This window comes from Streptomyces sp. AF1A (assembly GCF_047340315.1).
Taxonomy (GTDB): domain Bacteria; phylum Actinomycetota; class Actinomycetes; order Streptomycetales; family Streptomycetaceae; genus Streptomyces.
This window is the reverse complement of the sequence record NZ_JBLEBI010000208.1, coordinates 1-11,096: the sequence shown is the minus strand read 5'-3', so window position 1 is coordinate 11,096 and position 11,096 is coordinate 1. Positions and strand designations below refer to the sequence as shown.

Sequence of the window (11,096 nt, the reverse complement as noted above, 5' to 3'; positions counted from 1 at the left end):
ACCCCACCGGGGCCCACCGCCCCGGACCCCGCCCCGAGCCGTCGTCTCTTCGTCTCCCGGGTGGTGGGCGGCGCGGCCGCCGCTGTCGCTGCGGGCACCGTGGGACAAGGGACCTACGGGGTGCTGCGGGGGCCGCGGGTGAAGCGGGTCCGGGTGGGCCTGGCCAAGTTGCCGCGGGCGGGGGACGGGTTCCGGATCGCTGTGGTCAGTGACATCCATCTGGGGCCGATCCTCGGGCGGGGCTTCGCGCAGCGGGTGGTCGACACGGTCAACGGCACCCAGCCCGATCTGATCGCGGTCGTGGGTGACCTGGTGGACGGGAGGGTCAAGGACCTCGGGCCGGCCGCCGCGCCGCTCGCGCAGCTCAGGGCGCGGCACGGCGCGTACTTCGTCACCGGTAACCACGAGTACTTCTCCGGCGCGGAGCAGTGGGTCGAACAGGTGCGCAGGCTCGGGCTGCGCCCGCTGGAGAACGCCCGCACCGAGCTGCCGTACTTCGACCTGGCCGGCGTGAACGACCTGCAGGGCGCGAGCCAGGGGCAGGGGCCGGACTTCGGCAAGGCGCTCGGCGACCGGGACACCGCACGCGCGTGCGTGCTGCTCGCCCACCAGCCGGTGCAGATCCACGAGGCCGTCCGCCACGGCGTCGACCTCCAGCTCTCCGGCCACACCCACGGCGGCCAGCTCTGGCCGGGCAACCTGCTTGCCGCCGCCGCCAATCCGACCGTCGCCGGTCTCGACCGCTACGGCGACACCCAGCTGTACGTCACCCGCGGCGCGGGCGCCTGGGGGCCGCCCACGCGCGTGGGGGCGCCGTCGGACGTGACGGTGATCGAACTGTTCGCCACCCGGGCCTGAACACAGCTGTGGCCGGGCGCTCCACGTCTGTGGGGACGCTGTGAAACCTGAGGAGGAACAACACCTCGGTAAGTTCTTTTCATCTGGGCAGAAAGCCCTTCCCCCAGGTGAAACACGTGTGATTAGGTGAGCCGCGCCGCTTAGGGGAGTGGCGAAATCGTGCTGGGCCAGGGGTAGGGCCTTCACAGGCCTGGGGAGGGCACCACCATGCGATCTGTTCGCATGCGGATTCTCATGACACTGCTCGTACTCGCGGTCGTGGGAGCCGGCGGCTGGCAGCTGCTGCCGTCGCAGGAGAACAAGAACAAGACCATCACGGTCGGGACGACGGACGCCGTCACGGCGCTCGATCCGGCCGGCGCCTACGACGTGGGCTCCTGGGCGCTGTTCAGCAGCGTCTTCCAGACGCTGCTGACGTTCGAGCCGGGCGGGGTCCAACCGGTGCCGGACGCCGCGCAGAGCTGTGGCTTCAAGGGCAGCGGCCTGAAGACGTACCGGTGCACGCTGCGCAGCGGCATCACCTTCCCGAGCGGGCGCGTCATGACCGCGCAGGACGTGAAGTACTCCTTCGACCGGGTCAAGAAGATCAACTCCGATGTCGGCCCGGCGTCCCTGTTCTCGACGCTCGCCTCGGTCACCGCGGACGACGCGAAGACGGTCACCTTCCACCTGTCGTCGCCGGACGCCACCTTCCCGTTCAAGGTCGCCACCGGCGCCGGCTCCATCGTGGACAAGGACAAGTACCCGGCACGCGCCCTGCGCACCGGCACGGCGGTCGACGGCACCGGCCCCTACACGCTGACCTCGTACACCAAGGACAAGCAGGCCGACCTCGCGCCGAACAAGCGCTACAAGGGCTACCTCAGCCGCACCGGCCGCCCGATCGCGCTGCGGTACTACGCCGACTCCGCCAAGCTCGACAGCGCCTGGAAGGCCAAGCAGGTCGACGTCGCGACCCGGACCCTGTCGCCGGACGTGCTCTCGGGGCTCAACCCCAGCGACCCGGACAACCGCGTCAACGAGTCGGACAGCTCCGAGACCCGCAACCTGTACCTCAACACCCGCGCCGGCTCCCCGCTGCACGACGTGCGGGTGCGCCGGGCGATGGCCTGGCTGGTCAACCGCGAGCAGCTGGCCGCCACGGTGTACCAGGGCACGGTCGAACCGCTGTACTCGCTGATCCCGACCGGAATCACCGGCCACACCACGTCCTTCTTCGACGACTACCCGACGCAGAACGTCAAGAAGGCCCGCGAACTGCTCACCCAGGCCGGGGTGACCCTGCCGGTGCGCTTCACCTTCGGGTACGGCATCGGCCGGGGCGCGGGCAAGGAGGAGGCCGCCGCGCTGAAGCGGCAGCTGGAGGCGGGCGGCCTGTTCAAGGTGGACGTCAAGGGCTACGAGTGGACCGACTTCCAGAAGCGGTGGGCCGCCGGGAAGATGGACGCGTGGGCGGTCGGCTGGGTCGCCGACTACCCCGACGCGGACACCTTCGGCAGCCCGCTGGTCGGCACCGGCTCCACCATGGCCACCGGGTACAGCAACAAGGACGTCGACCGGCTCATCCGGGACAGCCAGCAGTACCCCGACCGCACCCGCGCCGCCAACGACTTCCGGAACATCCAGGCGGACGTGGCCACGGACGTGCCGCTGATCCCGCTGTGGCAGCGCAAGGAGTACGTGGTCAGCACCGAGGACGTGGGCGGCGGCCAGTACCTGGACGACGGCACCGGCGTGTTCCGCCTGTGGCGCCTGGACTGGATCTGATCAGCCGGACCTCTCGTCCCGCCCCCTGGCCCCCGGGTCCGGCAGCACCCTGGTCATGCCCGGCAGGAAGTCCGTGAACAGCTCGTGGACCTCCAGGACCAGGGGGCGCAGCACCCGGAACCGGGCCAGGGCCACCCCGCGGGCGGTGAGGCGGGCGCCGCGCCGGGCCAGCCGGTAGCTGCGCTCGCGGTCCTCGGTGCGGTCGAAGACCCAGTACAGGACCAGGCCCATCTGCGACAGCCACATCAACTCCGGGAGGACCTCCCTGAGTTCGGGCGCCACCTTGGACTTCGAGCCGGCCAGGACCTCGCGGTGCACGCTGATCGCCTGCTCGCGGGCGTGCTCGCTCTCCGGTGAGAAGGGGCTGAGCGGGCTGTCGGGATCGGCGGCGTTCTTGAAGAACTGCACCGCGAACTCGTGGTACGGGCGGGCGATGTCCAGCCACGCGGTGAGCACGCCCGCGAGCCGCGCCTCCAGGTCCGTCTCGCGGTCCAGGATCTCCCGGACCGCCAGCTGGTGCTCGGCGGCGATCCGGTCGTAGAAGCCCTGGATCAGGTGCTCCTTGCCCTCGAAGTAGTAGTACGCGTTGCCGACGGAGACCCCGGCCTCCTGGGCGATGGCCCGCATGGTCGTCTTGTCGTACCCGCGCTCCTGGAACAGCCGCATCGCGGTCTCCAGGATCAGCGCGCGGGTCTGCTCGGACTTGCTGCTGTGGGGGCCGGCCGCTTCGGGGCCGTCGTTCTTCGCGGGCACGGTAGGAAATCGTAGGCGGTCCGCCGGCGGCGCCGCTCAGCCCCGGCGGCCCAGCTCCGGGCGCTTGGTGTAGTCCGTGAGGCCGAGGATGTTGCCCCACGGGTCGGCGATCTCCACCGTCCAGCCGGTGGCCACCTGGAACACCTCGTCCAGCGGCGGGATGCCGGCGGCGACGAGCTCGCGCGCCGCGACCCGCGCGTCCGGCACCTCCAGCCAGATGCGCGGCGAGGGCCAGGGCGGGGTCCGGTGGCCCAGCGCCTCCTCGGCCCGCAGCAGGATCCCGGGCGTCTCGCCGCCGACCTTCAGCAGCGCGATGCCGGCCTCGTCGAAGCGGAACGCCACGGTGAACCCGGCCCGTTCGTAGAAGCCGACCGCCTCGGCAAGGTCCCCGACGGGCAGCAGCACATTGTCGAACCCGAGCAGCTCGTACGACTCTTCGTCTGACATGTCGTCACATTAGAGCGGAAGGCGACGGAACCCGGTCAAAAACGCCCGAGGGCCCTGCTTCCGGCGCAGCGGAGGCAGGGCCCTCGGGGTGGATCGGGACGATCAGTAGCGGCGCGTGATCAGCGCGCGCTTCACTTCCTGGATCGCCTTCGTGACCTCGATACCGCGCGGGCAGGCGTCCGTGCAGTTGAAGGTCGTACGGCAACGCCACACGCCGTCGCGGTCGTTGAGGATCTCCAGGCGCTGCTCGCCCGCCTCGTCACGGCTGTCGAAGATGAAGCGGTGGGCGTTCACGATCGCGGCCGGACCGAAGTACTGGCCGTCGTTCCAGAACACCGGGCAGGACGACGTGCACGCCGCGCACAGGATGCACTTCGTGGTGTCGTCGAAGCGCGCCCGGTCCTCGGCCGACTGCAGCCGCTCGCGGGTGGGCTCGTTCGTCTCCTTGACGACCAGGAACGGCATGACGTCCCGGTACGCCTGGAAGAACGGCTCCATGTCCACGACCAGGTCCTTCAGGACCGTCAGGCCCTTGATGGGCTCGACCGTGATCGGCTTCTCGGGGTTGATGTCCTTGATCAGCGTCTTGCAGGCAAGGCGGTTCTTGCCGTTGATCCGCATCGCGTCCGAGCCGCAGATGCCGTGCGCGCAGGAACGGCGGAAGGTGAGGGTGCCGTCGATGTCCCACTTGATCTTGTGGAGGCCGTCGAGGACACGCTCCTTCGGGTCGATCTCCAGCTGGAAGTCTTCCCAGGTCGCCTCCGCCGCGACCTCCGGGTTGAACCGGCGGATGCGGAAGGTGACCGTGATGTAGGGGGAGTCGGCGAAACCGGGCTCGGGCTTGCCGGCCGCCTCTTCCTTGTCCAGAACAGGGGTAGCCATCAGTACTTACGCTCCATCGGCTGGTAGCGGGTCTGGACGACCGGCTTGTAGTCGAGACGGACGGTTTCCGAGCCGTCGGCGCCGACCTCGCGGTACGCCATGGTGTGGCGCATGAAGTTGACGTCGTCGCGGTTCGGGTAGTCCTCGCGGTAGTGACCGCCGCGGGACTCCTTGCGGGCCAGGGCCGAGACGGCCATGACCTCGGCCAAGTCGAGCAGGTTGCCCAGCTCGATCGCCTCGAGGAGGTCCGTGTTGAACCGCTTGCCCTTGTCCTGGATCGCCACGTTCTTGTAGCGCTCCTTGAGTTCGGCGATCTTCTCGACCGCCGTCTTGATCGTCTGCTCGGTGCGGAACACCATGACGTTGGCGTCCATGGTCTCCTGCAGCTCGCGGCGGAGCGTGGCCACCCGCTCGTTGCCGGTGGAGTTGCGCAGCCGCTCGATCTGCTCGACGACGAAGGACTCCGGGTTGTCCGGCAGCTCGACGTACTCCGCCGTCCCCGCGTACTCCGCGGCGGCGATGCCCGCGCGGCGGCCGAAGACGTTGATGTCCAGCAGGGAGTTGGTGCCCAGGCGGTTGGCGCCGTGCACCGAGACGCAGGCGACCTCGCCGGCCGCGTACAGCCCCGGGACGACCGTGGTGTTGTCCGCCAGAACCTCGCCCTGGACGTTGGTCGGGATGCCGCCCATGGCGTAGTGCGCGGTCGGCTGGATCGGGATCGGGTCCGTGTAGGGCTCGATGCCGAGGTAGGTGCGCGCGAACTCGGTGATGTCCGGCAGCTTGGCGTCCAGCTGCTCCGGCGGGAGGTGCGTCAGGTCCAGGTAGACGTGGTCGCCCTCGGGACCGCAGCCGCGGCCCTCGCGGATCTCCGTGTAGATGGAGCGGGACACGACGTCGCGCGACGCCAGGTCCTTCATGACGGGAGCGTACTTCTCCATGAAGCGCTCGCCGTCCTTGTTGCGCAGGATGCCGCCCTCACCGCGGGCGCCCTCGGTGAGCAGGATGCCCATGCGCCAGATGCCGGTCGGGTGGAACTGGAAGAACTCCATGTCCTCCAGCGGCAGCCCGCGGCGGTAGACGGCGGCCTGGCCGTCACCGGTGAGGGTGTGCGCGTTGGAGGTCACCTTGAAGAACTTGCCGCAGCCGCCGGAGGCGTAGATGACGGCCTTCGCCTGGAAGATGTGGATCTCGCCGGTCGCCAGCTCGTAGGCGACGACGCCGGCGGAGCGCTTGACGCCGTCGACCTCGGTGATCAGCTGGTCCAGGACGTAGAACTCGTTGAAGAACTCCACGCCCTCCTTGACGCAGTTCTGGTACAGCGTCTGGAGGATCATGTGGCCGGTGCGGTCGGCCGCGTAGCAGGACCGGCGGACCGGGGCCTCGCCGTGGTTGCGGCTGTGACCGCCGAAGCGGCGCTGGTCGATGGTGCCGTTCGGGGTCCGGTTGAACGGCAGGCCCATCTTCTCCAGGTCGAGGACGGCGTCGATGGCCTCCTTCGCCAGGATCTCGGCGGCGTCCTGGTCGACCAGGTAGTCACCGCCCTTGACCGTGTCGAAGGTGTGCCACTCCCAGTTGTCCTCCTCCACGTTCGCCAGCGCGGCGGCCATGCCGCCCTGCGCGGCGCCCGTGTGGGAGCGGGTGGGGTAGAGCTTGGTCAGCACGGCGGTGCGGCTGCGCTTCGTCGACTCGATGGCCGCGCGCATGCCCGCGCCGCCGGCGCCGACGATGACGGTGTCGTACTTGTGGATCTTCATGATTCTCGCAGCCCCGTGCCTAGCGGATGTTCGGGTCGAAGGTGAAGATCACCAGCGTGCCCAGCAGGATGGTCCACACCGTGGCGGTGTACAGCAGGGCCTTCAGCCACATGCGGGAGGCCGGCCGCTCGGCGTAGTCGTTGATGACCGTGCGCAGACCGTTGGCGCCGTGCAGCATCGCGAGCCACAGCATCAGCAGGTCCCAGACCTGCCACCAGGGCGAGGCCCAGCGGCCGGCCACGAAGGCGAAGCCGACCTTGGAGACGCCGCCGTCCAGCACGAGCTGGATCAGCAGGTGGCCGATGACGAGGACGACCAGCACGACGCCGGACAGGCGCATGAACAGCCAGGCCGCCAGCTCGAAGTTGCCCCGGGTCGACTTCGGGGTCTTCTTGGTGCGCTTGCGCGGCGCCTCGATCAGCGGGGCCGGGTTGTCGACGGAGTAAACGGCGGCCGCCTCGACGGGGCCGACTCCGGAAGCGGGGGTTTCAGTCGTGGACATCGGCGTCAGCTCCCAAACAGGACACGGGCGGCGTGGCCGAGGACCGGGTAGATCGCCCCGAGCATCAGCACGATCCAGACCCCCATCACGGCCCAGAACATCTGCTTCTGGTAGCGCGGGCCCTTCGACCAGAAGTCGACGGCGATGACGCGGAGACCGTTCAGCGCGTGGAAGAGGATGGCGGCGACGAGGCCGTACTCCAGAAGCGCGACGATCGGCGTCTTGTACGTGGCTACGACCTTGTCGTAGTCCTCGGGGGAGACACGCACGAGGGCGGTGTCCAGGACGTGAACGAACAGGAAGAAGAAAATGAGGACGCCGGTGACTCGGTGAGCCACCCAGGACCACATTCCTTCCCGGCCGCGGTACAGCGTTCCAGCCGGCACGGAAGAACCCTCCGGGAGCGGGGACTAGGGCCGCGCCGGCTTCACTGTCGGTCGGGCCCGGCCGGGTACGGTCCACCGGCCCCCAGCATGGTATCCGTGTGGCGCGGCGAGGCTTACGGGGGGCCTACCTGTGTGATCAAACTGGCACGCGGTTGGGCTAGCAGGGGGAGGCCCGGCGCACCGGAGTCAGCCGTGGTCGGCCGGATGCGGGCGCGCCCGGGTGGTGCTCGCGCCGCTCAGGAAGGCCGTCAGCCTCCCCCGGGCCAGGCGGCGGAGTTCCTCCGCCGCTATGACCCGCTCTTCGTCGGGATCGTTCGCCAATCGTGACCGGATGCCCTCCAGGGTGCGGTCGATGGCCTCGTCCGGATGGGCGTCGCCCAGGTAGATCACGAACACATGCCCGAATCGGGCCTCGTAGGCCGCGTGCGCCGCGCTCAGCGCCATGTGGGCCGCCGAATAGGTGTCCTCCGGCAGCTCGGGCAGGCACTCGGCGGCCAGGGCCTCCGACAGATCCGCCGGGGACAGGTCGTACGCCGCCTCGTCCGCCGCCGCCAGGAGGGCGTCCAGGTCGGGGTAGGGGCGGTGGTCCGCGATGCGGTCCGACCAGCGCAGGCTGCGCAGGCAGCGCAGGAGCAGGGCGCGGGCCTCGTCGGCGGGCGCCGCGTTGAAGGCGTCGAGGGGCCTGGGGAGACAGGGGAGACGGTGGGCGGGCAGCGTGGGTCCTCGCGTCACATGGGCGTGGCAGGGGATGCTGTGAAAGGTGTGTCGTCAGGTTATCGAGAGTGGTCACTGTGTGTCCGTGTGATGCCCGGAATTCACTCGGACGGGAGAGTTTCAGAACGCCCGGGTGACCAGTGGAGTGGCGCACCGCCGTACGTTGGCAGGGTGACGCAGCACAGGCGCCGGGCGTCGGCGCAGCACCTGAAACACAAGCGGATGGCGGTGGCCGCCGCGGTCGTCGGGACCGTGGCGCTCGGTACGGGGGTCGGGGTGTGGGCCTCGTCGGACGGCGGGTCGCGGTCCGACGGGACGTCCGTCGCGGGCTCCGACGGGTCGGCCACGTCGCCGGCGAGCCCGCGGCCCACGCGGTCCTATGCGTTGTCCCAGGCGCCGCGGACGATCCCCGCGGTGCGGTCCCACACCGCGGCCCGCGGCCCCGGCTGGCGTCCGCAGAAGTCGGACCGTGTGGTCGTCAGCGATCCGGGGCTGGCCGACGAGGGGCGGCTGATAGCGAGCGAGCTGGGGCTGTCGTACGCCGGGCAGAAGAACGACGTGCGGGCCGGCGACGTACGGCTCGCGCTCGGCGGGGGCGGGAACCGGGAGTCGTACACCATGACCGTCCGCGACGGGCGGGTCGACATCAACGGGCCCGGCGACGCGGGCGTCTTCTACGGCACCCGGACCCTGAAGCAGGAGGTCCACGGCGGGGGTACGGCACCGGAGGGCGTGGTGCGGGACGAGCCCGCCAAGCCGGTGCGGGGGTTCATGCTGGACATCGCGCGCAAGCCGTTCAGCGAGACCTGGATAGAGGACCGGATACGCGAGCTGGGGGACCTGAAGTTCAACGAGCTGGGGCTGCACTTCTCCGATGACCAGGCGTTCCGGATCGAGTCCAGCAGCCACCCGGAGATCGTCTCCGCGGACCATCTCACCAAGGCCCAGGTCAAGCGGATCGTGGACCTGGCGAGCAGCCGCCACATCACCGTCGTTCCCGAGATCGACTCGCCGGGGCATCTGGGCGCGGTCCTCGCCGCCCACCCCGACCTGCAGTTGCGCAACGCGAGCGGGGTGGCGACCAAGGGCGCGATCGACATCTCCAAGCCCGCCTCGGCCAAGCTCGTGGACGACCTGCTGAACGAGTACGCGGGGCTCTTCACCGGCAACCAGTGGCATCTCGGCGGGGACGAGTACCAGGCGCTGACCGTGAAGGACCCGCAGGCCTCCTATCCGCAGCTGGCCGCGGCCGCCCGGCAGCGGTTCGGCGCCGACGGCACCGTCGCCGACCTGGCCACCGGCTGGCTGAACGACCGGGCCGACACGGTCCGCGCCCACGGCAGGACCCTGCGGGCCTGGAACGACGGCTTGTACCGCGGCGCCTCCGCGCAGCCCGCCGGGGACCTCCAGGTCGCCTACTGGACCGGCAAGGAGATCGGCGCCCGGGAGCCCGTGGAGTACCTGAGGGCGGGCCGCAAGGTGCTCAACTACAACGACGAGTTCCTGTACTACGTCCTCGGCCAGCCGCAGACCTTCGTCTACCCGACGGGGCAGCGCATCTACGAGCAGTGGAACCCGCGCGTGCTGCGCGGCACCGCCGCCGTGCCGGCGCAGTACGACGGGCAGATCCTCGGCGGGTCCTTCGCGGTCTGGTGCGACTTCCCGAACGCGCAGACGGAGGCGCAGGTCGCGGCCGGGATCCGGATGCCGCTGCGGGCCACCGTGCAGAAACTGTGGGACCCGGGCACTCCCGCCCTGTCCTGGGCGCAGTTCAAGGCACTGGCGGACCGGCTGGGCTGACGGAATGGGTCCGCAGCGTTGACCTCTGGCCGAAAACCGGTCACTGTGACACTCCCGCGTCGTCGCACGCAGTAAGGGGAAGTGCGGGCTCCGTACAGGTCGGCGCCCTGGCGAGGGAGGCTTCATGAGCCTGGTGGAACTGATCGCGCAGGCTGACGAACGCGGACTGGCCGCCGGCGGCTTGGCCTGTTTGGATCGGTGTCTGCCGCTGCTCGGCGGCGACGACGAGCTGCTCCGCCCGCTGTGGGCAAGCCTCGCCGACGGCTCCGACTGGGCTGCCCACCTGGAGAAGGCGCGCGCCGCGCTCGGCGCCGCGGAGCCGGACGACGAGGCCGCGCTGCTCGCCCGCCGGATGCTGGACTCGGCCCCCGCCGAGCGCACCGCCGACGCCGTACGGTCCTGGGCCGACGACTGCTCGCTCGCCTCCCTGCGCATACACCGCCTGCTCGACCCCGCCGCCGACGGCACCTCGGACACCGGCGGCCTCGACGCCGGCCGGGCGGGCGACACGGAGGATCTCCCGCCGCTCGTCGCCGCCGAGCTGCGCCGCCAGGTCGCCGTCCTGGAACTGCTCGCCGGGCACGGTGCGCAGGGCCTGCGCCGCGCCCTGGACCTGTCGGTCGAGGGGCGCAGGGTGCTGCGCGCGGTGGTCTCCCGCCGGGCCCGGGGTGCCGAGAACGGCGGGTGAGCCCCACGGCGCGCGCAAACCCGCTGCGTGGGGGAGTCCTGTGACTGTCCTGCGGTGGACGTGGGGCAATCCTGCGGCGGTTGGCGAAACGTTTCGTTTTCGGGTGACGGATGACCGGCCCGGCTCGCTTTCCCCAGTGTGACAGCCGATGTGACAGCCGATGTGACAGCCCATGCGACAGTTCAGGTGACGGCCCCCTACGGGACGGCACGGCGGGAGACCAGGCCGCACGCGGCCGCGAAGCCGGTGCGGTGGGCGGCGGACGCGGTCGCGACCCTGCGCGAGGGCGCCCGGGTGCGGCTCGACTACTCGGCGCAGAGCCTGTGGCGGGTGGACCGCGTGATCCACGAGATACGGCGTGAGGATCCGCCGCTCGCGGCGGTCGAGAGCGTGCTGCGCGGCTTCGGCGCCTACGCCGGCGAGGTGATCGTCCGGCAGACCGGCGCCGAGTGGTGGGCGACCGGCGGCGAGCACTGGGTGCGCACCCCCGACGGCCGGCTCTGGGACCCCATCGACGAGGCCCGGCGCTGCTTCGGCGGCCACGG

The 11,096-nt window shown here is 70.4% G+C and carries 12 protein-coding genes; 5 read left to right on the top strand and 7 right to left on the bottom strand.

Annotated elements, in window-relative coordinates:
• Both ACLU3S_RS32565 and ACLU3S_RS32560 read left to right on the top strand, forming a co-directional pair.
• On the top strand, positions 1–858 hold an 858-nt coding region (locus ACLU3S_RS32565; protein WP_413955578.1), incomplete at its 5' end, for a metallophosphoesterase.
• Between the two features lie 207 nt (positions 859–1,065).
• Positions 1,066–2,625: an ABC transporter substrate-binding protein gene (locus tag ACLU3S_RS32560; protein ID WP_413955577.1), complete on the top strand. Its 1,560-nt coding sequence runs from the start codon at positions 1,066–1,068 to the stop codon at positions 2,623–2,625.
• Here the strand turns inward: ACLU3S_RS32560 and ACLU3S_RS32555 are convergent, their stop codons facing one another.
• The 7 genes from ACLU3S_RS32555 to ACLU3S_RS32525 form a co-directional block, all read right to left on the bottom strand.
• Positions 2,626–3,378, bottom strand: a complete 753-nt coding sequence (locus tag ACLU3S_RS32555; RefSeq protein ID WP_413955576.1) for a TetR/AcrR family transcriptional regulator — start codon at positions 3,376–3,378, stop codon at positions 2,626–2,628.
• A 36-nt stretch (positions 3,379–3,414) separates the two neighbouring features.
• Positions 3,415–3,825 (bottom strand): VOC family protein, encoded by a 411-nt coding sequence (locus tag ACLU3S_RS32550; protein ID WP_413955575.1) that lies wholly within the window; start codon positions 3,823–3,825, stop codon positions 3,415–3,417.
• Positions 3,826–3,927: 102 nt separating this feature from the next.
• Positions 3,928–4,707, bottom strand: a complete 780-nt coding sequence (locus tag ACLU3S_RS32545) for a succinate dehydrogenase iron-sulfur subunit (RefSeq protein ID WP_413955574.1) — start codon at positions 4,705–4,707, stop codon at positions 3,928–3,930.
• A complete protein-coding gene (sdhA, locus tag ACLU3S_RS32540) occupies positions 4,707–6,461 on the bottom strand; it encodes a succinate dehydrogenase flavoprotein subunit (protein WP_413955573.1) in 1,755 nt (584 codons plus the stop codon). The genes ACLU3S_RS32545 and sdhA overlap by 1 nt, the downstream gene beginning before the upstream one ends.
• A 19-nt stretch (positions 6,462–6,480) precedes the next feature.
• Positions 6,481–6,963 (bottom strand): succinate dehydrogenase hydrophobic membrane anchor subunit, encoded by a 483-nt coding sequence (locus ACLU3S_RS32535; protein WP_413955572.1) that lies wholly within the window; start codon positions 6,961–6,963, stop codon positions 6,481–6,483.
• A gap of 5 nt (positions 6,964–6,968) precedes the next feature.
• The gene (gene sdhC, locus ACLU3S_RS32530) at positions 6,969–7,349 is read right to left on the bottom strand and encodes a succinate dehydrogenase, cytochrome b556 subunit (RefSeq protein WP_400139049.1); all 381 of its coding nucleotides are present in this window, start codon (positions 7,347–7,349) and stop codon (positions 6,969–6,971) included.
• 186 nt (positions 7,350–7,535) lie between these two features.
• Complete coding sequence (locus tag ACLU3S_RS32525; RefSeq protein ID WP_413955571.1) at positions 7,536–8,081, bottom strand: 2-oxo-4-hydroxy-4-carboxy-5-ureidoimidazoline decarboxylase; 546 nt, start codon at positions 8,079–8,081, stop codon at positions 7,536–7,538.
• A gap of 204 nt (positions 8,082–8,285) precedes the next feature.
• Here ACLU3S_RS32525 and ACLU3S_RS32520 point away from each other — a divergent pair, with 204 nt between their 5' ends.
• The 3 genes from ACLU3S_RS32520 to ACLU3S_RS32510 all read left to right on the top strand — a co-directional run.
• On the top strand, positions 8,286–9,863 hold the full coding sequence (locus ACLU3S_RS32520; RefSeq protein ID WP_413955579.1) for a beta-N-acetylhexosaminidase: 1,578 nt from the start codon (positions 8,286–8,288) through the stop codon (positions 9,861–9,863).
• 124 nt (positions 9,864–9,987) lie between these two features.
• A complete protein-coding gene (locus ACLU3S_RS32515) occupies positions 9,988–10,551 on the top strand; it encodes a hypothetical protein (RefSeq protein WP_413955570.1) in 564 nt (187 codons plus the stop codon).
• Positions 10,552–10,737: 186 nt separating this feature from the next.
• Positions 10,738–11,096 (top strand): hypothetical protein (locus tag ACLU3S_RS32510; protein ID WP_413955569.1); only part of this gene is annotated, 359 nt, incomplete at its 3' end.